Raw genomic sequence first — 23,385 nt, forward strand, 5'->3', positions numbered from 1 at the left:
CCCCGGGCCCTCCGCGGCTTGCGTGGTTCCCGGAGCCGCCGAGGTTCCCAGGATCCCCAGGCCCCCCGGCCGCACGTCGCCGTTCGCGCGGCGCGCCTGGCCCGCCTGGCCCGCTCGGCCCGCACAGTGCGTGCGGGCGGTGCCTTCCTCGCGGCCGTCGCCCTGCTCGTCTCCGCCTGCTCCTCCGCGAGCACAGAGCGCCGGTCCGCGACGTCGGTGCACACGGTCCTGGCCGCGCTGCCGCGCTCCACACCCTCCGCCCTCGCGCCGTACTACGGGCAGAAGCTCACCTGGCGCGACTGCGGGGTCCCCGGCTTCCAGTGCGCCACGCTGAAGGCGCCACTCGACTACGCCAACCCGTCCGCGGGCGACATCCGCCTGGCCGTGGCCCGCACGAAGGCCACCGGACCGGGCAGTCGCCTGGGCTCGCTGCTGCTCAACCCGGGTGGCCCGGGCGGTTCGGCCATCGACTACCTCCAGCAGTTCGCCGGCGTCGGCTACCCGGCGGAGATCCGTGCCCGCTACGACCTGGTCGCCATGGACCCGCGCGGGGTCGCCCGCAGCGAGCCCGTGAAGTGCCTCGACAACCAGAGCATGGACGCCTTCACCAGGGCCGACGTCACCCCCGACGACCGGGTCGAGACCGACACGCTCGTCGACGAGTACCGGAGGTTCGCGAAGGGTTGCGACGCGCACGCCTCCCAGCTGCTGCGGCACGTCTCCACCGAGGAGGCGGCCCGCGACATGGACGTGCTCCGGGAGGTCCTCGGCGACCGGAAGCTGAACTTCGTGGGGGCGTCGTACGGGACGTTCCTCGGCGCGACGTACGCCGGACTGTTCCCGGGACGTGTGGGCCGACTCGTCCTGGACGGCGCGCTGGACCCGTCCCTGTCCTCGCGCCGGCTGAGTCTGGACCAGACGGCGGGCTTCGAGACGGCCTTCCAGTCGTTCGCGAAGGACTGCGTGCAGCGGAGCGACTGCCCGCTCGGCGGGCCGGGCACCTCCACGGCCAAGGCCGGCGAGAACCTCGCGGCCTTCTTCCACAAGCTGGACGCACACCCCATCCCCACCGGCGACCCGGACGGCCGCCGCCTCGCCGAGGCGCTCGGTACGACCGGGGTCATCGCGGCGATGTACGACCAGGGTGCCTGGCCGCAGCTGCGCGCGGCACTGACGGCAGCGATGAAGAAGAACGACGGCGCGGGCCTGCTGGCCCTCTCCGACATCTACTACGAGCGCGACACCCGCGGCCAGTACAGCAACCTGATGTTCGCCAACGCCGCCGTGAACTGCCTGGACCTGCCCCCGGCCTTCTCCGGCCCGGCCGAAGTGGAGGAGGCCCTGCCCGACTTCCGCAAGACGTCCCCGGTCTTCGGTGAGGGCCTGGCCTGGGCGTCGCTGAACTGCGCGTACTGGCCGGTGAAGCCCACGGGCGAGCCGCACCGCATCGAGGCGAAGCGCGCGGCCCCCATCGTGGTCGTCGGCACCACACGCGACCCGGCCACCCCCTACCGCTGGGCGCAGTCCCTGGCCGCCCAGCTCTCCTCGGCCCGCCTGCTCACCTTCGTCGCCGACGGCCACACCGCCTACGGTCGAGGCAGCCGATGCATCGACTCCGCCATCGACGCCTACCTCCTCCACGGCACCCCGCCGGCGCAGGGAAAGCGCTGCTCATAACCCCCAGGTCCGCCCGACACCCACCCCGCTCCCCGCCCCGGAAGACCCTCACCGGGGCGGGTACGAAGCACTCCCGGAAACTGTGTAGACTTACCGACGTTGCCGATCGCACCATGGTGCTGGCAGCACGCCGCTTTAGCTCAGATGGCCAGAGCAACGCACTCGTAATGCGTAGGTCTCGGGTTCGAATCCCGAAAGCGGCTCCACTGAAACCCCAGGTCGGATTGGTTCCGAGCTGGGGTTTTCTCGTTCAGCGGACGCGACGTGCGCCGGGCTTCGCCCGGGCGCCTTCCCCACCGCCCCGCCGCTGTTCGGGGACGTTCGGATCCGCTCGGCAGCGTGCCGGTCGGCTGCCGCTCAGAGGTCGCGGCGGCCCGGGCGCGCGTGATCCCGGACGCCCTGTGCGTCCGGCGGTGCCCGCGCTCAGGCTTTCGGCAGCAGGCGTATCGGGGCGCCGGCCAGGTATGCCTCGATGGCCTCGACCGCCTGGCCGTAGTAGCGCTCGTAGTTCGCGCGGGAGACGTAGCCCAGGTGCGGGGTGGCCAGCAGGCGCGGGGCGGTGCGCATGGGATGGCCGGCGGGCAGCGGTTCGGTGTCGAAGACGTCGACGCCCGCGCCGGCGATACGGCCCTCGTGGAGGGCGGTGAGCAGGGCGTCCTGGTCGACGATCGCGGCGCGGGAGGTGTTGACCAGGTATGCCGTCGGCTTCATGAGGGCCAGTTCGGGGGCGCCGAGCAGGCCGCGGGTGCGGTCACTCAGAGCCAGGTGCACCGAGACGAAGTCCGAGGTCGACAGGAGGACCTCCTTGGTGGGGGCAAGGGTCACGCCCACCTCGTCCGCGCGTTCCTTCGTCAGGTTCTGGCTCCACGCCGTGACCTCCATGCCGAAGGCGAGGCCGACCCGGGCGACCCGGCTGCCGATCTTGCCCAGTCCCAGCAGGCCGAGGCGGCGGCCGTGCAGGTCGGCGCCCACGGTGGACTGCCAGGGGCCGCCGGAGCGCAGGGCGTCGTTCTCCTGCACGATGCCGCGGGCGAGGCCCAGCAGCAGGGCCCAGGTGAGTTCCACCGGCGGGATCGAGGAGCTTTCGGTGCCGCACACGGTCACGCCCTTGGCGTGCGCGGCGGCGTAGTCGATCACCGAGTTGCGCATGCCGGAGGCGACCAGCAGTTTCAGCCGTGGGAGCCGGTCCAGGAGCGAGGCGGGGAAACGGACCCGTTCGCGCAGGGTCACCACGATGTCGGCGTCCGCGAGCGCCGCGGCCAGCGCGTCCTCGGTGGCGAAGTGTTCGGCGTACCGGACCACTTCCACCCGGTCCACCAGCGGCGACCAGTCGGCGGCGGTGGTCGCGGCGTCCTGGAAGTCGTCGAGCACGGCACAGCGCAGTCGCATCTCTGTTCTCTCCTTCGGATCGCCCGGCGATTGTCTCTCTTCGCGCCCGAGGAGACCGACCTGGCCCTGGCCTGGCGTGCGGCCGACGCTGGACAGAGGATCCCCTGCGCTCCCGAGCTGCTGGGGCGTTCGAAGACCTCGCCGGCCCGGCACGCGATCGTGGCCGGCGGGGGAGCGGCGGCCCCTACGTCGGGGTGCCGTGTGGCGGTTTCACCCGGCTCGGGCGGCCATCGAGCGATTGGCGGCTGGTCATCTCGCGGCCGGGGCGTCCGACACCGGGCGTCTGACCGGACGCGGGCGGGGCCCCGGTCGTTCACCTGCGCCGACCGGGGCCCCTCGCGTCCACGGACCAGGTCGACGGCGACACTCCCCCGAGTTGCGCATCCCCTGCGCGCGCCGGTCGGGCCCCGATCCGATGAAATGATCACATCAGGTCCGGCCAACAGATCGCTAACATGAGGCCGGTTGTTCTCCTGACGGAGAGAAGCGGCCGAGGCCGCTCGGAGAGGCAGACGGACGGTGTGATGCGCGGCGAGCTGCGGTTCGGGTTGCTGGGGCCGCCGGTCCTGTACGAGCCCGCGCCCGGCGAGTACACCGTTCGGCCCATCGGCAGCCCCAAGGTCCGCGCCCTGCTCGCCGCGCTGCTGCTGGAGGCCGGGAGGGTCGTCTCCGTCGAGTCGCTGAAGGAGGCACTGTGGGGTGCGGCGCCGCCGGCCTCCGCGCAGGCCTCGCTGCACAACCATGTGGCCCGGCTGCGCCGGCTGCTCGACGATCCCGAGCGGCTGCGCGCCGTACCGCCCGGCTATCTGCTGCGGGTGGGGCGGGGAGAGCTGGACCTCCATCTCTTCGAGGCGCTGGTCGCGCAGGCACGCGCGGCGCACACGGGCGGGCAGTGGACGCGGACGGCGCGCGTCTGCGTGGAGGCCCTCGTGCTGTGGCGGGGTGCGCCGCTCAGCGGCCTGCCCGTCGGCCTGGGCGGGTACGCCCTGGCGCAGCGCCTGGAGCAGGCGCGACTGCTGCTCCTGGAGTGGCGCTACGACGCCGGGCTGGGCCTCGGCGGCACCCGGCTCTCGGGACTGGTACCGGAACTGGCGGCGCTGGCCGCCGAGCACCCGCTGCGCGAGGCGTACCACCGCCAGCTCATGCTCGCCCTGCACCGCACCGGCCGACAGGCGGAGGCGCTGGCCGTCCACCGTGATCTGCGCGCCCGGCTGATCGAGGAACTCGGCGTCGAGCCGGGGCCCGCCGTGCGGGAGGCCCACCTCGAAGTGCTCAGGGGCGCCGGTGTCGAGCACCGCGACCCCGCCGAAGGCACCGACGAGCCGGCATCGCCGCCCCGGGACGCCCCGCAGCCGCCGCGGCCCGCGCAACTCCCGCCCCCGCCCGCCCACTTCACCGGACGGGACGATGTCCTGCCCGCCGTGCGCGGAGCGCTGGCCGCGGACCACGGCGAGGGCGGCGGCAGTCCGCTCGTCGTCCTCAGCGGCATGGCCGGTGTCGGCAAGAGCGCGCTCGCGCTGCATGTGGCCCATGGCCTGGTGAAACGTTTCCCCGATGGGCAGCTCTACGTCAACCTGCACGGCGCCACGCCCGGCATGACCCCGCTCGCCCCGAAGCAGGCCCTGCGCTCCCTCCTCCTCGACCTGGGGGCCGAACCGCGCCACGTGCCCGAACACCCCGATGCGGCCGCCGCGTTGCTCCGCTCCCTGCTCGCGCCGACCCGCACACTGCTGGTGCTGGACGACGCGGCGAGCGCCGCTCAGATACGGCCGCTGCTGCCGGCCGGCCCCGGCTGTGCGGTGATCGTGACCAGCCGCTCCCCGCTGACCGCCCTCGACGGCGCGCGCCGCTTCCCGCTCCCGCCGCTTTCCGCGCCCGACAGCGCGGCACTGTTGCGGGCGGTCTCCGGACGTGACGACCGGGACGGCCTGGACGCGGGGCACCCGCTCGTCGAGCTCACCGGCCGCCTCCCGCTCGCCCTGCGTGTCGCCGCCGCCCGGCTGGCCGCCCGGCGCGCCCTCACCCCGGACGCCCTGGCCCGGCAACTGGCCGCGACCGACGGACGGTTGCACCACCTGGAGTACGACGACCTGAGCGTGCGCCGCTCCCTGGCCGTCGCTCACGACGCGCTGGCCGCCTCCGAACGCGAGGCCGACCGCGACGCGTCCCTCGCCCTGCGCCGCATCGGCGCCGTCGATCTGCCCGCCTACGGCGCGCCCCTGCTCGCCGCGCTCACGGGCACCGACGAGCACCGCGCCGAGGCCGCCCTGGACCGCCTCGTCGACGTCGCTCTCCTGGAGGAGACGGCACTCGGCCGCTACGTCCCGCACGACCTGGTCCGCGACTTCGCCCGCGAACTGGCGGCACCCGAAGGGGCTGCCGCGGTATACCCGTCCGCCGGGGGAGACGGAAGCCCTCTGACCGGCGCGGGCGCGGGCCGGGCCACCGGCGCGGACCAGGAAGCCGGTGCGGATCGGGCTGCCCGTGCGGGTGCGCCCGCGGGAGGGGACGAGCACGCCGGGCCGGCTGCCCGTGCGGGCTCCGGCACGCGGGCCGTCGCGGGCGGCGAGTTCGGCGCGGGGGCGGTGGTGGATGTCGTGGAAGTCGCCCTGCGCTGGTACGCGGCCGTGGCCGAGCGGGTGCTCGCCGCGGTCGTCGAGCCCGGTCATGAACGGGAGGACCGCCGCCGGAGGACCATGTCCGAACCGTTCGAGCACACCGCGGGAATCCGCGTCGTCCCATGCTTCCGGTCCGCCGAGGAGGCCACCGAATGGGGGCGCGGGGAACTGGCGAACGTCGTCGCGCTGGCCGAGCGCTACGGCGCCACCGACTCCGGCGGAGCGCGGCGGGACGCGTACCTCTCCCGCCTGCTGCGCCTCCTCTTTCCCTACGTCCAGCGCAGCGGACGCGTCGCCGAGATGGAGGTGCTCGGACGGGCCGCGCTCACCGTGGCGCGCCGGCTGGGGGACGCGGCGGCCGAGGCGTACGCGCTGAGCGATCTGGCCGGGCTGCACTTCCTGACCGGCCGGCACAGCGACTCCCTCGCCCTGAACGACGACGCGCTCGCGATCTGGCGGCGGCTCGGCATCGCCTCACGCGTCCGGCGCGGCCTCAACAACCGCGGGCTGCTCCTCGAAGGGCTCGGCCGGTACGCCGAGTCCGAGCAGGCGCTGCGGCAGAGCCTGGGGTACTCGCGGCAGCTCGACGACCCCTACGGGGAGGCCGTCACCCACAGCCACCTCGGCAACCTCTACGAGCACACCGATCCGCGCGCCGCCATCGAGCAGCACCGGCGTTCGCTCGCCATCGGCGACGAGATCGGCGCCGTCATCGTCCGGCACACCGCGCACTGCAACATGGGCTACGCCCACCTCACCCTCGGTGAACCGGCCGCCGCCGCCCGGCACTTCGAGGAGAGCCTGCGCATCCTCGGCGGGCACGGCGACTGGCACGGCGAGTCCCAGACCCGGCTGGGACTGGTCCGCGCCCTCCGTCGGCTGGGCCACATCGAACGCGCCCACCGCGAGTGCGCCGAGTTGCTGTGCCGCGCCGATGCCCGCGCCGACCGCTACACGGGCGGTCTCGCCCGCCATCAGCACGGGCTCCTGCTGCGGGAGCAGGGCCGTACCGAGGAGGCGTGCGAGCAGTGGCGCACCGCGCTCGCGGCCCTGGACGGCACGGACGAGAAGGCGGTGACGGGCGAGCTGCGGCGGCTGCTCGCCGACCTGCCACCCGGCGCGCGCTGACCTGCCACCGGGCGCGCGCTGACCTGCCACCGGGCGCGCGTTGACCTGCCACGGGCGCGCGTTGACCTGCCACCGGGCACGCGTTGACCGGCTGCAGGGCACGCGCTGACCCGCTCCAGGGGCGCACGGCGGCCCGGCGGCGCCGGAACATCACCCCGTCCGGAGCGGTGGAACATCACCTGGTCCGGCGCCCCGCGGTCGTCACTTGGCGTCCGCGTAGCACTCGACCACCGCGGTCGTGAACGGGAACCGCACCGGGGTCTCACCGAAGGTGAGGCGTCCCGCCAGCTCCGCCGCCTCCCGGATGGCCTCGACCACTGTGCCGGCCTCGTCCCGCGGGCAGTGCACGATCACCTCGTCGTGCTGGAAGAAGACCAGCTCGGCAGCCATGTCCCGGCAGGTGCGGCGCAGTGCGGCGAGCAGCAGCAGGGCCCAGTCGGCGGCGCTGCCCTGCACCACGAAGTTGCGCGCGAAGCGGCCGCGAGCACGGGAGCTGCCCGAGGCGTACCCGGGCAGCCAGCCCTGGTCGGCGGACCGTCCGGCGAGCCCTTCGGCGGGCCGCTCGGTCGGGTCCTCCTGAGGAAGGCCCGCCTCCCCCGTCGCGTCCTCGGCCGGCCCGGCCGCCGGCGGGCATGTGCGCCCCAGCCAGGTCCGCACCAGCCGGCCCTCCTCACCGGCCCGCGCGGCCTCGTCGACGTAGGCCACCGCGCGGGGGAAGCGTCGTCTGAGGGCGGCGAGGTTCTTCAGGCCGTCGCCGGAGGTCTGGCCGTAGACCGCGCCGAGCACGGCGAGCTTGGCCTGGGCGCGGTCGCCGGAGAAGGCGCGGTCGGACACCGACTGGTACAGGTCGCTCTCCCGGCCGGCCACCTCCATCAGCCCGGGGTCGCGGGAGATGGCTGCCAGCACGCGTGGCTCCATCTGGTCGGCGTCGGCGACGACCAGTCGCCAGCCGGGATCGGCGACCACCGCCCGCCGGATCACCTTGGGTATCTGCAACGCGCCGCCGCCGTTGGTCACCCAGCGCCCGGTGACCGTCCCGCCCGCGAGGAACTCGGGCCGGAACCGCCCGTCCCGCACCCAGTCCTGAAGCCAGGACCAGCCGTGCGCGACCCAGATCCGGTACAGCTTCTTGTACTCCAGCAGGGGCTTCACGGCCGGGTGGTCGACGGACTCGATCTCCCACCGGCGGGTGGAGCCGACCTTGATCCCGGCCCGGGCGAACGCCTTGACGACGTCGGCGGGCAGGTCGGGGCGGACCCGGTGGCCGAAGGCAGCGGACACCTCGTCGGCGAGCTCGGCCAGGCGACGCGGCTCCCCGCCGCCCGCGTACCGCTCGCCGAGCAGCTCGTGCAGCACGCCGCGGTGCACGTCGGCGCTCCAGGGCAGGCCCGCCCGGTTCATCTCGGCCGCCACCAGCATGCCCGCCGACTCGGCGGCGGTCAGCAGACGCATGCGGTCCGGGTGCGCGGTCCGCTGGTGCCGCCGCTGCTGCTCGGCGTAGACCGCGAGCAGGTCCGTCAGCGGCAGACGTACGACCTGCGGCTCGAAGAGCGAGGACTGCGCGCCGGGCGTGGCGGACCGCTGAGGGGGGTCGGGCGGCACCGGGCCGCCGCGCAGCCGGGCCAGGGCGGCGGCCGCCGAACGGGGCTCGCCGTGGCGCCCCTCGTGGCCGAGGAGAAGCGTCTCGGCGTCCTCGATGTCGTAGCACCGCTCCACGCGCACGCCGGCGGCGAGGAGACGCGGATAGACCTCGGCGGTGGACCGCCACACCCACCGCGTGACCTCCGGCTTGCTCCGGACGGCCTCGGCGAGGTCCGTCTCCCCGCGCACCGGCCCGGCGGGCAGCCCGTCCGGGCCGAGGGGGGCGAGCTCGACGCCACCGTCCTCGGCCGGAGCCAGAGCCCACCGGTCGGTCATGTCCGCCAGTGTGGCAGGCGGCACTGACAACGACCCTTTGACCTGCGGTTTCAGTCCTGAAGCCGGTCCAGTTCTTCCTTCTGCTTCATCAGCTCCTCGAGCGCCTTCGCGATGTGCCGCTCGGCCGTGGCCTTGTCGATGCCGAGGCCGTTGAGGACGCCGTGGCCGTTCTCGTGCTCCAGCAGGGCCAGCAGGATGTGCTCGGTGCCGATGTAGTTGTGTCCGAGACGGAGGGCCTCGCGGAAGGTGAGTTCCAGGACCTTCTTGGCGTCGGAGCCGTAGGGGACGAGCTCGGGCGCGTCGTCGGCGGCGGGCGGGAGGGCGGCGGTGGCGGCCGCCTCGACGGCGTCGAGCGAGACTCCCTGTGCGGTGATCACCTTCGCGGCCAGGGCCTCCGGCTCGGCGAGCAGGCCGAGGACGAGGTGCGCGGGCAGGCCTTCGGCGCTGTGGGCGGCCTGGGCCCTGCTGTGCGCGGAGACCACCACGTTCCGGGCGCGCACGGTGTAGCGGCTGAAGCCCGCACTCGGGTCGAGGTCGGTCGACTCCTTGGGCACGAAGCGCTTCTGGGCCGCCTGCCGGGTGACGCCCATGCTCTTGCCGATGTCGGTCCAGGACGCCCCGGAGCGTCGCGCCTGGTCCACGAAGTGGCCGATCAGGTGGTCGGCCACGTCGCCCAGGTGGTCAGCCGCGATGACCGCGTCCTGGAGCTGGTCGAGCGGTGCGGTGTGGGCCTTCTTGATGGCCGCGATGAGGTCGTCGAGACGGATCGTCGCCGGAGTGGGGTTCGTCATATGTCAACCGTAGGTTGACACCCATGAGGTGTCAACCGCGAGTTGACGATCAAGGGAGACCTCCTACTTGGGCGCCGTCGCGAGCCGCGCAGCCAGTCCCGCGAACACGGTCCCGCTGAAGATGTCCAGCCCTCGCGCCACCCGCCGGCTGCCCCGCAGCAGTGCGGAGAGCCTCCCGGAGAGCAGGCCGACCGAGCCGTCCACCAGGACGCCCATGACCGTGATCGTGGCACCCAGGAGCAGGAACTGCTCGCGCACATGGCCCAGTTCGGGGCTCACGAACTGCGGCAGGAAGGAGGCGTTGAAGAGGATCACCTTCGGATTGAGCAGATTGGTGACGGCCCCCCGCCAGAAGGCCCGCCGTCGTCCCGAGCCACTCGGCCCGCCCGCCTCGACCGGATCGCCGTGGCTCCGGAACGCCTTGACCGCGAGGTACAGCAGATAGGCGGCGCCCGCCCAGCGCAGGGCGTGGTACAGCGTGGGCAGGGCCGTGAACAGGGCCGAGAGGCCGAGTGCGGCGGCCACCGTGTGCACGGACATCGCGCAGGCCACACCCAGCGCGGCCAGCATCCCGGTCACGGGGCCGCCGCGGCCGCCCATCGCGACGATGAACATCATGTCGGGGCCCGGTGTGACGCAGAGGACGAAGGCGGCGACGAGGAACGCCGCGTAGAGAGATGTGTCGACCATGCCTGCCATGCTCGGGGCCGCCGACGCCGGGGGCGAGCGAATTCCGGGGGACGGGGCGGGTCCGTACGGCGCGACCGGGCGCACCCGCGGGTCCGTCACCGTGCCTCGGCCGTGCCCACTGTCCACAGGGTGTGGACGGACCCGCGCGCCCTCATGACACGATCGTCGGGTGAGCACGTCCAGCACCGTCGAGCGCGCCTTCACGGCCGCCCTCTACTCCGTCACCGCGAACAACGGCCGCGACGACGCCCTCGACACGGGCGCCTCCCTGCTCGCGGCGGACCCCGCCGCGGATGCCGAACTGGACCGGCGCGGCGAGGAGTTCGTCGCGACCGCCTGGCGGCGCGGCTGGCAGCCCGCCGACGTCGTACGGATCGTGCGCCGGGAACTCGACGAGGTCCACGTGCGGCTCGTGGCGGCGCTGATCCGCGCGCAGTCCGCCGGCGACCGCCCGCGCGGCGGGCGCTGGGCCGCCCAGCTGGACGAACTGACGCGCGCGGAACCGCCCCGCGCCGACCGCTTCTCGTACGCCACCGCCGTGCTGGAGCTGTACCGCCTGCTGTTGCGGCTGCCCCCGCTGGAGAGCCTGGACGCCTCCGCGAACCCCGCACCCGCCGCCGGACGCGGCGACGGCGAGTCGCGCATGCTGGGCCGGATCCGCGCACTGCTCGCCAAGGCGGAGGCGACCGGCTACCCGGAGGAGGCCGAGGCGCTGAGCGCGAAGGCGCAGGAGCTGATGGCCCGGCACAGCGTCGACGAGGCGCTGCTCGCCGCCCGCGCCCCGTTCCCCGCCGTCCCCGGCGCCTGCCGGATCGGTGTGGAGCCGCCGTACGAGCAGACCAAGGCCGTGCTGCTGGACGCCGTCGCCACCGCGAACCACTGCCGCGCCGTGTGGAACGAGGCCCTCGGCTTCTCCACCGTCGTCGGCTTCGAGGGCGACCTGGAGGCGGTCGAGCTGCTCTACACCTCGCTCCTGGTCCAGGCCACGACCGCGATGAGCAGGGCGGAGGCGGCTCAGCGAGCGGGCGGACGCAAGCGGACCAAGACCTTCCGGCAGTCGTTCCTCGCCGCCTACGCCCACCGCATCGGCACCCGGCTCGAGGCCGCCGCCAGGACCCAGGTGAGCGAGGACCTCCTCCCCGTCCTGGCGACCCGGGACGTCGCGGTCACCGACCGCCTGGAGCGCATGTTCCCGGAGACGACCACCACCCGTCTGCGCGGGGTGAGCGACGCGGTGGGCTGGACGGAGGGCGCCCGGGCGGCGGACCGGGCGCGGGTGGAACCGCGCCGTCCGCTGAGCTGAGCGCTCTCCCGGGTGGCCGGCCCTCCGGGCCACCCGGGGACGGCTCAGTCCCCGGCCTGCTGGAAGGCCGTCACCGATGCGTCCGGGTCGCTCGCGGCCTGCTTGCCCTGTACGGGGCCGTACGACCAAGCGAAGCTCCGGGGCTCGGCCGCCGCGCCGGGCAGGCCGATCTTCAGCGAGGTCGCCGCCAGGCTCTTGCCGTCGCCCTCCTTGCCCCGGACGTAGGTCAGGGTGAAGGCCGCCGTGTCGCCCTCGGCCAGGGTCAGTTTCCGCGGGGCGCCCGTCCTGTCCTGCGCCACGGCCGTGGAGGTGCTCCCCGCGGACAGGGTGACGTCCGGGAAGCCGTTCAGGGTGCAGCGGGCGCCCTGGTTGGTGAGCGTGACCGGTACGTTGCCGGTGTCCCCGGCGGCGGGCGCGGCGTTGGCGGGGCCGACCTGCAGGCCGACCTGGCCGATGCGGCAGATGGACGAGTCGGTGTTCTTGCTCCCGGTGTCGCTGCCGCTGCCGTCACTGCCGCCGCCGCTGTCGCAGGCGGTGAGCAGGAGGGCCGCGGCGAGGGCCGTGACGGTGAGGGGAATGGCGCGCATGAGTGGGTTCCTCGGGTCGTGACGATGCTCAGGGATCATCACGTACGAGCGGGCGGCACGGTTGCCCGTCCCGACACCGGCCCTGCACGTACGTCAGGAGCCGAGGCTCGCCGTGGGGAATCCCGACGGTAGCGTCGCGCCCTCGGACCGCGTGTACGTCTCCTTGCCGAGACCACCCTCCCAGGTCACCTGGAGCGTGGTCTTGTTGACGGAGTCCACCGTGCCCGTCGTCCGCGCCCTGCAGTCGCTCAGGTGGATCACGTTCTCGCCGGACTCCTCGCTCGCGGTTCCGGTACACGTGGTCCGGTCGGTGGAGAACAGCGCCACCTCGTCACCGGTGACCATCAGGACCACCGCCTTGCCGTCGGTGGTGGCGAGCCAGTTCCCGGTCAGTCCCTCGCCCTCGGCCGTGGAACCGCCGCTGGCGCCGCCCGTGCCGTTCGTCCCGCCGCTGTCGTCGTCGGTCGCGGACGCGGACGCACCGGGGGGCGCGGAGGCCCCGTGTCCGGTTCCGGACTCCGAGCCGGATCCCGACCCGCTGTCGCAAGCGGCCAGCGCCAGCGTGCCGAGCAGTCCGGCGGCTGCCATCCGCACCGCCCTGGCCGTTGTGTTCACCGTGGTCACCGCAAGCCCCCAACCTGGAACCGGCCGGCCGCGCCAGGCCGTACCACGGCAGCAAGTTAGCAGCAGTCACCGCGGCCGGCGGCGAGATCTTCCGCCGTCCACCAACTCTCACGGGAACAGTGGAACAGGAAGGGCGCGGTCTGCGTCCTTTCCTGTGCACGAGCGATTCGATTCGGACGAACTCGCGCGGACGGCGGTGCCGGAGATCGCGCACGGGGGCCTGCCGGCGCATGTCCTGGTCGTTCCGGGGCAGGCGCTGAAACAGGTTCGGTAAAGCGGTCGTCAAAGCTGTAACCGCTGAGACACTCCGCGTGCACGTGCATCTGCTCATGCAAGTGCACATGAACAAGGTTATGATCCGGGTCAGTTGACCGATGCATCAATGGCCACACCAGCCAGTGCACCACCGGGGAGCGACCTGTGGACCACGACGTTGAGGGCGTGTACGAGGAGTACGGCGTGTACAACGGCATGGCGGCCACGCTGCTGCGCGATGTGGCCTGGCAGAAGAGCCGGCACAGCAATTCGCAGGGCTCCTGCGTGGAGTTCGCGCGGCTGCCGGGCGGAGACGTGGCCGTGCGCAACTCACGGTTTCCCGACGGCCCGGCGCTCGTCTACACGCGCGCGGAGATCGAGGCGATGCTCCTGGGCGTCAAGGACGGCGAGTTCGACCATCTGACCGCAGGGTGATTCCACGGTCACGACCGGTCACCGACGCGACCAATTTGATCGGTGACGGTCGGTCGGCACCGTGTAACGCGCGTAGAACTTCAGCGTCGGAAAACGCGGCGGTTCGTCAGCCGCCGGGTCGGAGCAGGAACAGCGCCCAGACGACCTTGCCGCCCAGCGCGCCGGCCAGTGGGTGCCAGCCCCAGCTGTCGCTGAAGGAGTCGACGAGGAACAGGCCGCGGCCCGATTCGGCGGAGAAGTCGTCCGTGTCGCGCGCCACCGGACTGTCCTGACTGGGGTCGCGTACGGCGCACACCAGCCGCTCGGTCCAACGCATCAGATGCAGCCGCACCGGCGAACCCTGCCCGGACGCCCCCTGCTGGCACCCGAGCGCGGCCGAGGCGGCCGGCAGCGCGTGCCGCAGGGCATTGGTGACCAGTTCGGAGGCCACCAGGCAGACGTCGTCGAAGCGGTCGCCCAGGTCCCACTGGTCGAGTGTCGTCCGGGTGAAGCGTCTGGCCTCGCGCACGGCCTCGTAGCGGGCCGGAAGGGCACAGGAGGCGGCGTCGGACACGGCCGCGGGGTCCAGCGGCGGAAGGCCCTGCCGTAACGGCTCGAGCATGGTCGATCCATTCGTCCCCATGCGAGGCACTCCCGGGAAATCGCGGTCGTTGCGATGCTGTGGTCGTGGCGATGCAGCGGTGGCGCGGGGACCATGGTTTCGGATGCGTACAGCAGATGCAAGGGCAGATGCACGTGCACGGGGCCGAATTGGACCCTCCCGTACCGCTTACTGGCCATTTTTTCCGCCATCCTGTCGTCCGCCGCACCCCTCCTTGTTGCCTCCGGCCGCACGTTTTCTTTGATCCGTTTCCGTTTCCGTAATCGTACGAGTACTGCTCGGAGTGATTTAGTGGCAGACTGCGGCCCCTGAAGACGGTTGGGGAGGCTGGCGAACGTGAGCGCGGGAGAGCCCGGATCGGTGGTGCGGCGCATGCTGCTCGGCTCGCAACTCAGGCGGCTGCGAGAGGCACGGGGGATCACGCGTGAGGCGGCGGGGTACTCGATCCGTGCCTCGGAGTCGAAGATCAGCCGGATGGAGTTGGGCCGGGTGAGCTTCAAAACGCGTGACGTGGAAGACCTGTTGACCCTGTACGGCATCACGGACGAGGCGGAGCGCACCTCGCTCCTGTCGCTCGCCAGGGAAGCCAACGTGGCGGGCTGGTGGCACAGTTACACCGACGTCCTGCCCAGCTGGTTCCCCACCTATGTGGGCCTGGAGGGCGCGGCGTCGGTCATCCGCGTCTACGAGGTGCAGTTCGTGCACGGCCTGCTGCAGACCGAGGCGTACGCCCGCGCGGTGGTCCGGCGCGGCATGCAGGGCGCGAGCGAGGCCGATGTGGAGCGGCGGGTGGCGCTGCGCCTGGAGCGGCAGAAGCACCTCGTCTCCGAGAACTCCCCGGAGCTGCACATCGTCCTGGACGAGGCGGCACTGCGCCGCCCGTACGGCGACCGCGAGGTGATGCGCGGCCAGTTGCAGCACCTCATCGACCTCTCCGAGCGGCCCAACGTACGGCTCCAGGTCATGCGGTTCAGCCTGGGCGGGCACGCCGGCGAGTCGGGCGCCTTCACCATTCTCAGTTTCCCCGAGTCCGACCTGTCGGACGTCGTCTACATGGAGCAGCTGACCAGCGCCCTCTACCTGGACAAACCCGAGGACGTCGCCCAGTACGAGAAGGCGCTGAAGGAACTCCAGCAGGACAGTCCGGGACCGGACGAAAGCCGCGACCTGCTCCGCGGTCTGCTTCAGCTCTCCTAGGACCCGGGCAACTCGCCTCGTTCGCACGTACGATGACGTCGCATCAGTGAGCCGCGCCCGGGATTCGAGGGATCACATGTCGTCCTACTTCACCGACCTGGCCCAGCAGTACATCGACGGCGAGTGGCGCCGGGGCACCGGCTCCTGGGACATCATCGACTTCAACCCGTACGACGACGAGAAGCTGGCCTCGATCACCATCGCCACGACCGACGAGGTGGACCAGGCCTACAGGAGCGCCGCTCGCGCCCAGAAGGAGTGGGCCGCGACCAACCCCTACGCCCGCCGCGCCGTCCTGGAGAAGGCGCTGCGACTGGTCGAGGAGCGCGAGCGGGAGATCACCGAGGTGATCGTCGCCGAGCTGGGCGGCACCCACCTCAAGGCCGGCTTCGAGCTCCACCTGGTCAAGGAGTTCCTGCGCGAGTCGATCCGGCTGGCGCTGCGCCCGGAGGGGCAGATCCTTCCGTCGCCGGCCGACGGCAAGGAGAACCGGGTCTACCGGGTCCCGGTCGGGGTCGTGGGCGTGATCAGCCCGTTCAACTTCCCCTTCCTGCTGTCGGTCAAGTCGGTCGCGCCTGCCATCGCGCTCGGCAACGCCGTGGTGCTCAAGCCGCACCAGGACACCCCGATCGCCGGCGGCACCCTGGTCGCGAAGATCTTCGAGGACGCGGGACTGCCGGGCGGCGTGCTCAACGTCGTCGTCACGGACATAGCGGAGATAGGGGACGCCTTCCTGGAGCACCCGGTGCCCAGGGTGATCTCCTTCACCGGCTCCGACGCGATCGGCCGGCACGTCGCCACCGTCTGCGCCGCGCACTTCAAGCGCTCGGTCCTCGAACTGGGCGGCAACAGCGCCCTCGTGGTCCTGGACGACGCCGACCTCGACTACGCGGTCGACGCGGCCGTCTTCAGCAGGTACGTCCACCAGGGCCAGGTCTGCATGGCGGCGAACCGCGTCCTGGTGGACCACTCGGTCGCCGAGGAGTTCACGCGGAAGTTCGTCGCCAAGGTGACGTCGCTGAAGGTCGGCGACCCGCGCGACCCGCGGACCGTCATCGGCCCGCTCATCAACTCCAACCAGGCGAACGACGTGTCGGCCGTCGTCGAGCAGGCGCTCGCCGAGGGCGCCACGGCCCTGGTGCGCGGCACCACCTCCGGGAACCTGGTCTCGCCCTCCGTCCTCACGGACGTGCCCGCCGACTCCGCCCTGCTCCGCCAGGAGGTCTTCGGGCCGGTCGCCTTCCTCATCCCCTTCGACGGCGAGGAGGAGGCGGTCCGCATCGTCAACGACACCCCGTACGGGCTCAGCGGCGCCGTGCACACGGCGGACGTCGAGCGGGGCGTCGCCTTCGCCCGGCGGATCGACACCGGCATGTTCCACGTGAACGACGGCACCGTCCACGACGAGCCGCCGGTGCCCTTCGGCGGCGAGAAGCACTCCGGCATCGGCCGCCTGAACGGCGAGACGACGGTGGACGCCTTCACCACGGTGAAGTGGATCTCGGTGCAGCACGGACGGAGCGGGTTCCCGTTCTGAGCCCCACCCGTCAGCCGCTGCCGCACTCCTCGGAGGTGCCACAAGTGTCGTCGTGACCGGGTGGGCGGAGGCGGGCGCCGCGGCTCTGCGCGATGCGCCGTGCGTCCGTCAGCGCCTCGCTCATCCGGGCGAGCAGGAAGCGCAGCTGTGCCGGAGTGGCGCGACGGTCCGCGAGCATGTCGGCCGCGTGGTCGAGGAGATCGCCGGCCATGCCGAGCTGCACGCTTTCGATGGTGTCGGCGACCCGGGAGAGGTAGCCGGTTCCGTCGGTCACGAGGTAGCAGGGCTTGCCGTCCGGGTTCGACCACGGCAGCAGCCGCGCCTCACTGATTCCGTCGTTCACGCGGCCGCCTCCACTCCGCGGGTCGCACGCGGCCCGAGGTCGATCCCGTGAACGGCAAGCAGGAGGGTACGCCTCCGGGCCGACCGGTGCCGCGCTTCCCGACGCCGCTCGTGCGCCACGAAGTAGGGGCGGACCAGGGAATGGTCCTCGCCGCGCAGGGAGCGCTCGTCGCTGCGGCGTGCGATGGGACTGCGCAGGAACGCGGAGACGGGCGGTCGGTCTTCTCGCGCCCGCACAGCGGGGCCGGTGCGTCGTCGGCGTCCTGTTCCGGGCAGGAAGAACCGAAGCAGCGGCTCGAAGAGGCAGCGGGCGATACGGTGACTCATGTCGTCAACTTCCTTGTCACGCTTGGCGGCCACGCCCCCGGACCGGTCGTGCGGTCGCGGGGGTCTCGCTCTCTGTGGCGATCTCCTCACAGGGTGGAACCGGCCGGGCTAGGCTCGCCAGGGGGAAGCGTGTGACAGAGCATGTGTCACGAAGGAGTCGAACGAGTGAGCACCATCTACGGCGACTGGCTCAAGGAACAGCGCGCCGCGGCGGGCCTGACGCAGCAGCAGTTGGCCGACATGGCGGTGATGTCACGTTCGCACATCGCGCACATCGAGGCGGGGCGCCGGGTGCCGTCGAAGGAGGACGCGCGGCGGCTGGACAGGGTCCTGAACACGGGGAACGTGCTGAGCAGCTTTCTGCCGCAGGAGGATGTGGCGGTCGCCGACTACTTCGAGGCGGCGCGGTTGCTCGAACAGCAGGCCGTGATGATCCGCGAGTTCGCCTTGTCCTTCGTGCCGGGCATCCTCCAGACGGAAAGGTACGCGCGTGCGGTTCTGAACACGTCGTTCCCTCCTGTGAGTGACGAGGAATGTGACAGGCTCGTTGTCACACGCCTTCAGCGCGCGAAGATCCTTGAGGATCCGGTCACACCCGTAGTCTGGGCGCTGCTGGACGAGGCGGTGCTGCGGCGAGTTGTGGGCGGGCGCGCGGTCATGGCCGAGCAGATCATGCATATTGCCCATCTGGCCGGGACAGGACGAATCCGTGTCCACATCCTGCCCTTCGACCTCGGGTTCCACCCGCTGATGGAGAGCATGCTCGCGCTGATGTGGTTCGAGGATCAGCCGCCAGTGGCATACAGCGAAGGTTCCCGGATGGGAAAGCTGCACGATTCCCCGGCCGTGGTTCAGGAACTGCAAGGGCGCTACGCTCTGGCGCTGAGCGACGCCCTGCCGCTCAAGGAGTCTCTGGCCCTGCTCAGGGCCACCGCGAAGGACTACGGATACGATGACCGACCGAACGATCTCTGACGCTGCGATATCGGATGGCTGGCGGAAGTCCTCCTACAGCAACAGCGAGGGCGGCAGTTGCCTCGAAGTCCACGACGGCCACCCCGCCGGCGTCCCCGTACGCGACTCCAAGAACCCGCACGGCCCCGCACTGATCGTCCCCGCCTCCGCCTGGTCCTCGTTCGTCACGGCGCTCAAGGGCGGAACCTTTCGCTCCTGACTCAGGCCGCCTCCTACGCCTCCACCTCGGTCTGCTTCAGCATGAGAGGGCCGTCCTCGGCCGGTCGCCCTGAGGTACATGGGGCCGCCCCAGGGCAATAACCTGAGCAGCATGTCCGCGATCCGTCTCCTCGTGCTCGGCGCGGTGCGCCAGCATGGGCGCGCCCACGGTTACCAGGTGCGCAACGACCTGGAGTACTGGGGCGCCCACGAGTGGTCCAACGCCAAGCCGGGTTCGATCTACCACGCCCTGAAGCAGATGGCGAAGCAGGGACTGCTGCACGCGCACGAGATCGCGCCGTCCACGGCGGGCGGCCCGCCGAGGGTCGAGTACGAGATCACGGAGAAGGGCGCCCAGGAGTACTTCGCACTGCTGCGCGAGTACCTCACCGCCTACGACCAGAAGCCCGACGTGCTCACCGCCGCGCTCGGCTTCATGGTCGACCTGGAACGGGAGGAGGTCCTCGAACTCCTCCAGGAGCGGGTGCGCGGCATCGAGGAGTGGCGCAGGTCGGTCACCGAGTACTACACGCCCGAGGGCGGTCCCGGCCAGCTCGGGCACATCGGCGAGATCATGAACTACTGGGTGGACTCCGCCGACTCCGGCGCCCAGTGGACCCGCGGTCTCATCGACCGCATCCGTGGCGGCGCCTACACCTTCGCCGGCGAGGGCGAGCCGTTCGTCGGCGTCCTCGCGGAGGGGCAGGAGAACCCGTACGCGACCGCGACGCCGCATCCGGAAGACGACCGCTGAGCCACCGACGCCGTGTCCACCGCCACGGAGGATGCGGTCACCGCACCGCCGTCCCGTCCGGGCGAAGCCGCATCTGCGGGCGGCCGGCGCACCATCCGGAGGGGGCCGGGGAGAAACGGACTTGCACCTCACGTCACGTGAGGGCCGACCGTGGAGTGCGTACCGAGAAGGGAGCGGAAGTGAGCTACACCGTGGGACAGGTCGCCGGTTTCGCCGGAGTGACGGTGCGCACCCTGCACCACTACGACGACATCGGCCTGCTCGTCCCGGGCGAGCGCAGCCACGCGGGCCACCGGCGCTACAACGACGCCGACCTCGACCGGCTGCAGCAGATCCTGTTCTACCGGGAGCTCGGCTTCCCGCTGGAGGAGGTCGCGGCGCTTCTCGACGACCAGGCCGGCGGAAGAACGGACGTGCGCGCGCACCTGCGCCGCCAGCACGAACTGCTGACCGCCCGGATCGAGAAGCTGCAGAAGATGGCCGCGGCCGTGGAGCACGCCATGGAGGCACGCAAGATGGGGATCGATCTCACACCCGAGGAGAGGTTCGAGGTCTTCGGCGACAAGGACCCCGAGCAGTACGCCGAGGAGGCCGAGCAGCGCTGGGGGAACACGGAGGCGTACGCGGAGTCGCAGCGCCGCGCCGCCACCTACACCAAGGAGGACTGGAAGCGCATCAAGGCCGAGGTCGACGAATGGCAGGAGCGGTACGACGCCCTGGTGGCCGATGGCGGAGAGCCGTCCGGCGAGGCGGCCATGGACCTGGCCGAGGAGCACCGGCAGCACATCAGCAGGTGGTACTTCGAGGTGCCGTACGAGATGCACCGGTGTTTCGCGGAGATGTACGTCTCCGACGAGCGCTTCAAGGCGTACTACGACTCCATGCGGCCCGGCCTCGCCGAGCACCTGCGCGAGGCGATCCTCGCCAACGCCGCCCGCCGGACCGCCACCGGCTGACCGGTCCCGGGCGGGTGGGAGCGACCGGCGGCGTACCCCTTCGGCCCCCGTGGAACCCGAGCCGTTCACCATCCGTTGATAGCTTTGTGCGGCAGAACCACGGAGGCCGAACCGCCGCCGTCCGTCCTCACCCCCTCAGGAGCCCGGAACCGTGACGACGCTTGCCCTCGGCCCGAGCTGGCTCGATCCGAACTACCTGCTCGACACCTACGGCATCTGGGGTCTGCTCCTCGTCGTCTTCGCCGAGTCGGGCCTGCTCATCGGCTTCTTTCTGCCGGGTGACTCCCTGCTGTTCACCTGCGGCCTGCTGATCACGTCGCACCAGCTGGACTTCCCCCTGTGGGCGGCGATCGTGCTGATCTGTCTCGCGGCGGTCCTCGGCGACCAGGCCGGCTTCATGTTCGGCAGGAAGGTCGGCCCCTCGCTCTTCAGCCGCCCGGACTCCCGCCTGTTCAAACAGGAGAACGTCACCAAGGCGCACGAGTTCTTCGAGAAGTACGGCCCGAAGTCCCTGGTCCTGGCCCGCTTCGTGCCCGTCGTGCGCACGTTCACGCCGATCATCGCGGGCGTCTGCGGCATGCGGTACCGCTCGTTCCTGGTCTTCAACGTCATCGGCGGCGTGCTGTGGGGGGCGGGCGTCACCCTGCTCGGCTCCTGGCTGGGCAACATCGACTTCGTCAAGGACAACATCGAGGCGATTCTCATCCTGATCGTCCTGCTGTCGGTGGTCCCGATCGCCATCGAGTTCCTGCGGGCCCGCTCCAAGGCGAAGCGCGAGCCGGAGGATCCGGCACGGCAGCTGCCGTACGAGGGCCGGCAGCCGCACGAGCGGCAGGCGTACCAGCAGCAGCCGTACCAGGCCCAGCCGGTCATGGACGACGCCACGACCCGGCTGCGCCGCATCGAGCCGCCCTACGGGGACGCCCCGTATCCGGACGCGCCCTACCAGGACACGCCGTACCAGGACGCGCCCTACCAGGAGTCGCCGTACCCGTACGGCGACCAGGGCCGGCCGCAGGAGCAGCAGTACGGCGGCGGTCACGACCAGCAGTACTACGGGGGGCAGTACCCGCAGCAGCCCTACGGCGAGCAGCCGCGCGGCGACCACGGCGAGGCCCGGACGCCGCGGTACCCGGACAACGGCGGCTACTACGCCCCGTAGCCAGGTGTCCGTCGGCAGCCAGGCCCTCGGCGGGCCGGCGGCGCCAGCCTGTCAGAAACCCCTCGTGCGCTTGGCCGCCCGGCGGCCGGCCGCGCTGCCGGCGCCCGGCAGCCTGAGGAACAGGCGGGAGATCTCCGACCCCAGGTTCACCCCGATCGCGATGGCCATGGCGAGCGACACCGCTTTGGCCAGCGACACGAGTCCCTTGTCGACGTTGTTCTGCGCGATCGCCAGCAGGCCGAAGTACGTCGCCGACCCCGGCAGCAGCGGACCGATCGCGGCGGTCGTGTACGGCAGCGCGGAGGCGAACCGGTAGCGGGACAGCAGCTGCCCGAAGAGGCCCACCAGGCCCGCCGCGGCCGCCGTGGACGCCACGGGGGAGATGTCCGCGACGTAGTGCATCGCACCGTAGACCACCCAGGCGACGCCCCCGTTCAGCGTCACCAGCAGCACAGTGGACCGTTCCTGCTGGAGCAGCACGGCGAAGGTCAGCGACAGCAGCATCGACGCGAAGATCTGCGCCACCGGCTGGTCGTTGACGCCCAGCGCGGCGTCGGGGTTGAGCTGGGCGCCCAGTTTCACGCCGAAGTACAGCACCACCAGCACGCCGGTGACGATGCCGACGAAGAAGTACATGACCTCCAGCAGGCGCGCCGAGGCGGTGATGTAGAAGCCGGTCAGGCCGTCCTGCACGCCCGCGACCAGCGCCCGCCCCGGCAGCAGCGCGAACAGCCCACCGGTGATGACCGCGGACGCCTTCACGTCGACATGCGCCACCGTGAGCGCGACGCCCAGCGCGGCCGGTGGCATCGCGGCCACCGTGAACTGGTAGAACTCCGGCAGTCCGCGCCCCGCGCACAGCCAGGCCAGCCGGTCGCCGAGCATCGCGCCGAACGCGGCGGCGACGAACACGATCAGATCGCCGCCGACGAGCACGGAGGCCGCGCCCGCGAGCAGTCCGGCGGCGCAGGTCAGCGCCCAGCCGGGGTAGGGGTGGCGGTTGCGGCGGATCTCCGCCAGCCGCCGGTAGGCCTCCTCCAGGGAGACATGGGTCTCCGGGTCGCTCAGGTCGTCGACGAGCTGGAAGACGGCCGCGAGACGTGTGTAGTCGGTGCCCCGGCGCCGTACGGTCCGTGACGCCGAGACGGGGTCGTCCACCAGGGACGGCTGGTAGGAGATGGACAGCAGGGTGAAGGTGACCGTCGGTTCGCAGCGGTCCAGACCGTAGGAGCGGCAGACCGCGAACATCGCCGTCTCCACGTCCTCGGCACCCTCACCGCCCGCGAGCAGCAACTCGCCGATGCGCAGGGTCAGGTCGAGGACGCGCGGGACGGCGGGGCCCTCCTCCTCCGTCTTCGGGACCGCTTCCAGCGCCGGGCGTTCGGTCACCGGCATGCGCAGCATCGTGCGCATCCGGTCCTGCCAGGGAAGGTCCTTGGTGAGGCTGACCGCCGGGACGCCGCCCGGCGGGGTGAAGGCGGCGGGCGCCTGCCGGGCGCTGTAGGTGCTCGGCGGGCTGAACGCGGAGCCCTCGGCCTCCGTGACCGTGTGCTCGGGCACCGTGAGGCCGTCGGGGAGGGCGAACTCCGAGGTGGTCTCCGACTCGTTGCCGGCCCTGGGCAGGGCCAGCCCCTCGGGAACGGCGAACTCCGACGTCGTGGACGACTCGCTGTCCGTGCCCGGGGCCGCCGGGGACACCGGCGCTACGGGAGTCACTTGGGGCACCCGCATCACCTGCGTCGCCTGTGTCACAGACGAATCCGCAGGAGCCTCGAACGCGCTCCGCGCCTCGTCCGACTGCGGCTTGCGGTCCTCCGCATCCGTCACTGGGCAACGCTCCCTGAACGACACCTTCCGTCAGCCTCAGTATGCGGGGACACCCCCGCGCACGCGCCAAAGGGCCGCGTCACCCCAGAGGGATG

At 71.8% G+C, this 23,385-nt stretch carries 21 protein-coding genes, 1 tRNA gene and 1 pseudogene; 13 read left to right on the forward strand and 10 right to left on the reverse strand.

Going from position 1 to position 23,385, the window contains the following annotated elements; genetic code table 11:
- Positions 1-96: 96 nt before the first annotated feature.
- A complete protein-coding gene (locus tag ACWDUZ_RS10185) occupies positions 97-1,677 on the forward strand; it encodes an alpha/beta hydrolase (RefSeq protein ID WP_451631435.1) in 1,581 nt (526 codons plus the stop codon).
- Between the two features lie 129 nt (positions 1,678-1,806).
- Positions 1,807-1,883: transfer RNA gene (locus tag ACWDUZ_RS10190), tRNA-Thr, on the forward strand.
- A gap of 217 nt (positions 1,884-2,100) precedes the next feature.
- Here ACWDUZ_RS10190 and ACWDUZ_RS10195 read toward each other — a convergent pair.
- Positions 2,101-3,066 (reverse strand): D-2-hydroxyacid dehydrogenase family protein, encoded by a 966-nt coding sequence (locus tag ACWDUZ_RS10195; protein ID WP_451631352.1) that lies wholly within the window; start codon positions 3,064-3,066, stop codon positions 2,101-2,103.
- A 39-nt stretch (positions 3,067-3,105) separates the two neighbouring features.
- On the opposite strand from ACWDUZ_RS10195, the pseudogene ACWDUZ_RS10200 reads away from it, so the two are divergent.
- Positions 3,106-3,225 (forward strand): annotated as a pseudogene (locus tag ACWDUZ_RS10200) (glycosyltransferase family 2 protein); the annotation flags it as partial.
- Between the two features lie 365 nt (positions 3,226-3,590).
- Entirely contained in the window at positions 3,591-6,812 is a 3,222-nt protein-coding gene (locus ACWDUZ_RS10205; RefSeq protein ID WP_451631353.1) for a BTAD domain-containing putative transcriptional regulator, read from the forward strand.
- Between the two features lie 201 nt (positions 6,813-7,013).
- Here the strand turns inward: ACWDUZ_RS10205 and ACWDUZ_RS10210 are convergent, their stop codons facing one another.
- From ACWDUZ_RS10210 to ACWDUZ_RS10220, 3 genes are all read right to left on the reverse strand, one after another.
- Positions 7,014-8,729: a bifunctional 3'-5' exonuclease/DNA polymerase gene (locus tag ACWDUZ_RS10210; protein WP_451631354.1), complete on the reverse strand. Its 1,716-nt coding sequence runs from the start codon at positions 8,727-8,729 to the stop codon at positions 7,014-7,016.
- A gap of 50 nt (positions 8,730-8,779) precedes the next feature.
- Complete coding sequence (locus tag ACWDUZ_RS10215) at positions 8,780-9,520, reverse strand: Clp protease N-terminal domain-containing protein (RefSeq protein ID WP_451631355.1); 741 nt, start codon at positions 9,518-9,520, stop codon at positions 8,780-8,782.
- Between the two features lie 63 nt (positions 9,521-9,583).
- The gene (locus tag ACWDUZ_RS10220) at positions 9,584-10,210 is read right to left on the reverse strand and encodes a LysE family translocator (RefSeq protein WP_451631356.1); all 627 of its coding nucleotides are present in this window, start codon (positions 10,208-10,210) and stop codon (positions 9,584-9,586) included.
- A 169-nt stretch (positions 10,211-10,379) separates the two neighbouring features.
- Between ACWDUZ_RS10220 and ACWDUZ_RS10225 the strand changes: the two genes are divergently transcribed.
- The gene (locus ACWDUZ_RS10225) at positions 10,380-11,513 is read left to right on the forward strand and encodes a DUF2786 domain-containing protein (protein ID WP_451631357.1); all 1,134 of its coding nucleotides are present in this window, start codon (positions 10,380-10,382) and stop codon (positions 11,511-11,513) included.
- 44 nt (positions 11,514-11,557) lie between these two features.
- Here ACWDUZ_RS10225 and ACWDUZ_RS10230 read toward each other — a convergent pair whose 3' ends face one another.
- Positions 11,558-12,100, reverse strand: a complete 543-nt coding sequence (locus ACWDUZ_RS10230) for a DUF4232 domain-containing protein (protein WP_451631358.1) — start codon at positions 12,098-12,100, stop codon at positions 11,558-11,560.
- A gap of 93 nt (positions 12,101-12,193) precedes the next feature.
- Positions 12,194-12,688: a hypothetical protein gene (locus tag ACWDUZ_RS10235; protein WP_451631359.1), complete on the reverse strand. Its 495-nt coding sequence runs from the start codon at positions 12,686-12,688 to the stop codon at positions 12,194-12,196.
- Between the two features lie 456 nt (positions 12,689-13,144).
- On the opposite strand from ACWDUZ_RS10235, the gene ACWDUZ_RS10240 reads away from it, so the two are divergent.
- Positions 13,145-13,414: a DUF397 domain-containing protein gene (locus ACWDUZ_RS10240; RefSeq protein WP_451631360.1), complete on the forward strand. Its 270-nt coding sequence runs from the start codon at positions 13,145-13,147 to the stop codon at positions 13,412-13,414.
- Positions 13,415-13,520: 106 nt separating this feature from the next.
- Here the strand turns inward: ACWDUZ_RS10240 and ACWDUZ_RS10245 are convergent, their stop codons facing one another.
- Positions 13,521-14,015, reverse strand: coding sequence for an ATP-binding protein (locus tag ACWDUZ_RS10245; RefSeq protein WP_451631361.1), 495 nt, complete (start codon positions 14,013-14,015; stop codon positions 13,521-13,523).
- Between the two features lie 372 nt (positions 14,016-14,387).
- On the opposite strand from ACWDUZ_RS10245, the gene ACWDUZ_RS10250 reads away from it, so the two are divergent.
- Positions 14,388-15,212 carry a helix-turn-helix domain-containing protein gene (locus tag ACWDUZ_RS10250; protein WP_451631436.1) on the forward strand — a complete coding sequence of 275 codons (825 nt, stop codon included), beginning with the start codon at positions 14,388-14,390 and terminating at the stop codon, positions 15,210-15,212.
- 76 nt (positions 15,213-15,288) lie between these two features.
- Entirely contained in the window at positions 15,289-16,749 is a 1,461-nt protein-coding gene (locus tag ACWDUZ_RS10255) for an aldehyde dehydrogenase family protein (protein ID WP_451631362.1), read from the forward strand.
- A gap of 10 nt (positions 16,750-16,759) precedes the next feature.
- On the opposite strand, the gene ACWDUZ_RS10260 is transcribed toward ACWDUZ_RS10255, so the two are convergent.
- Positions 16,760-17,092, reverse strand: coding sequence for a hypothetical protein (locus ACWDUZ_RS10260; RefSeq protein ID WP_451631363.1), 333 nt, complete (start codon positions 17,090-17,092; stop codon positions 16,760-16,762).
- A complete protein-coding gene (locus ACWDUZ_RS10265; protein ID WP_451631364.1) occupies positions 17,089-17,418 on the reverse strand; it encodes a hypothetical protein in 330 nt (109 codons plus the stop codon). Before ACWDUZ_RS10265 ends, ACWDUZ_RS10260 begins: the two co-directional genes overlap by 4 nt.
- A 165-nt stretch (positions 17,419-17,583) precedes the next feature.
- On the opposite strand from ACWDUZ_RS10265, the gene ACWDUZ_RS10270 reads away from it, so the two are divergent.
- The 5 genes from ACWDUZ_RS10270 to ACWDUZ_RS10290 all read left to right on the forward strand — a co-directional run bounded on the left by ACWDUZ_RS10270 (position 17,584) and on the right by ACWDUZ_RS10290 (position 21,463).
- On the forward strand, positions 17,584-18,393 hold the full coding sequence (locus tag ACWDUZ_RS10270; RefSeq protein ID WP_451631365.1) for a helix-turn-helix domain-containing protein: 810 nt from the start codon (positions 17,584-17,586) through the stop codon (positions 18,391-18,393).
- Positions 18,371-18,592, forward strand: coding sequence for a DUF397 domain-containing protein (locus tag ACWDUZ_RS10275; RefSeq protein ID WP_451631366.1), 222 nt, complete (start codon positions 18,371-18,373; stop codon positions 18,590-18,592). The genes ACWDUZ_RS10270 and ACWDUZ_RS10275 overlap by 23 nt, the downstream gene beginning before the upstream one ends.
- A 111-nt stretch (positions 18,593-18,703) precedes the next feature.
- A complete protein-coding gene (locus ACWDUZ_RS10280) occupies positions 18,704-19,345 on the forward strand; it encodes a PadR family transcriptional regulator (protein WP_451631367.1) in 642 nt (213 codons plus the stop codon).
- 179 nt (positions 19,346-19,524) lie between these two features.
- Positions 19,525-20,301 (forward strand): MerR family transcriptional regulator, encoded by a 777-nt coding sequence (locus ACWDUZ_RS10285; RefSeq protein ID WP_451631368.1) that lies wholly within the window; start codon positions 19,525-19,527, stop codon positions 20,299-20,301.
- Positions 20,302-20,452: 151 nt separating this feature from the next.
- A complete protein-coding gene (locus ACWDUZ_RS10290) occupies positions 20,453-21,463 on the forward strand; it encodes a VTT domain-containing protein (RefSeq protein WP_451631369.1) in 1,011 nt (336 codons plus the stop codon).
- 51 nt (positions 21,464-21,514) lie between these two features.
- Here the strand turns inward: ACWDUZ_RS10290 and ACWDUZ_RS10295 are convergent, their stop codons facing one another.
- Positions 21,515-23,290 carry a threonine/serine exporter family protein gene (locus tag ACWDUZ_RS10295; RefSeq protein WP_451631370.1) on the reverse strand — a complete coding sequence of 592 codons (1,776 nt, stop codon included), beginning with the start codon at positions 23,288-23,290 and terminating at the stop codon, positions 21,515-21,517.
- Positions 23,291-23,385: the final 95 nt, after the last annotated feature.

Source organism: Streptomyces sp. NPDC003393 (assembly GCF_053589015.1).

Coding starts and splice junctions, on each gene's coding strand:
- ACWDUZ_RS10245 (WP_451631361.1), bottom strand. CDS start 14,015: ATGCTCGAGCCGTTACGGCAGGGCCTTCCGCCGCTGGACCCCGCGGCC.
- ACWDUZ_RS10250 (WP_451631436.1), top strand. CDS start 14,388: ATGCTGCTCGGCTCGCAACTCAGGCGGCTGCGAGAGGCACGGGGGATC.
- ACWDUZ_RS10215 (WP_451631355.1), bottom strand. CDS start 9,520: ATGACGAACCCCACTCCGGCGACGATCCGTCTCGACGACCTCATCGCG.
- ACWDUZ_RS10235 (WP_451631359.1), bottom strand. CDS start 12,688: ATGGCAGCCGCCGGACTGCTCGGCACGCTGGCGCTGGCCGCTTGCGAC.
- ACWDUZ_RS10220 (WP_451631356.1), bottom strand. CDS start 10,210: ATGGTCGACACATCTCTCTACGCGGCGTTCCTCGTCGCCGCCTTCGTC.
- ACWDUZ_RS10205 (WP_451631353.1), top strand. CDS start 3,591: ATGCGCGGCGAGCTGCGGTTCGGGTTGCTGGGGCCGCCGGTCCTGTAC.
- ACWDUZ_RS10210 (WP_451631354.1), bottom strand. CDS start 8,729: ATGACCGACCGGTGGGCTCTGGCTCCGGCCGAGGACGGTGGCGTCGAG.
- ACWDUZ_RS10230 (WP_451631358.1), bottom strand. CDS start 12,100: ATGCGCGCCATTCCCCTCACCGTCACGGCCCTCGCCGCGGCCCTCCTG.
- ACWDUZ_RS10265 (WP_451631364.1), bottom strand. CDS start 17,418: ATGAGTCACCGTATCGCCCGCTGCCTCTTCGAGCCGCTGCTTCGGTTC.
- ACWDUZ_RS10195 (WP_451631352.1), bottom strand. CDS start 3,066: ATGCGACTGCGCTGTGCCGTGCTCGACGACTTCCAGGACGCCGCGACC.
- ACWDUZ_RS10275 (WP_451631366.1), top strand. CDS start 18,371: ATGACCGACCGAACGATCTCTGACGCTGCGATATCGGATGGCTGGCGG.
- ACWDUZ_RS10280 (WP_451631367.1), top strand. CDS start 18,704: ATGTCCGCGATCCGTCTCCTCGTGCTCGGCGCGGTGCGCCAGCATGGG.
- ACWDUZ_RS10255 (WP_451631362.1), top strand. CDS start 15,289: ATGTCGTCCTACTTCACCGACCTGGCCCAGCAGTACATCGACGGCGAG.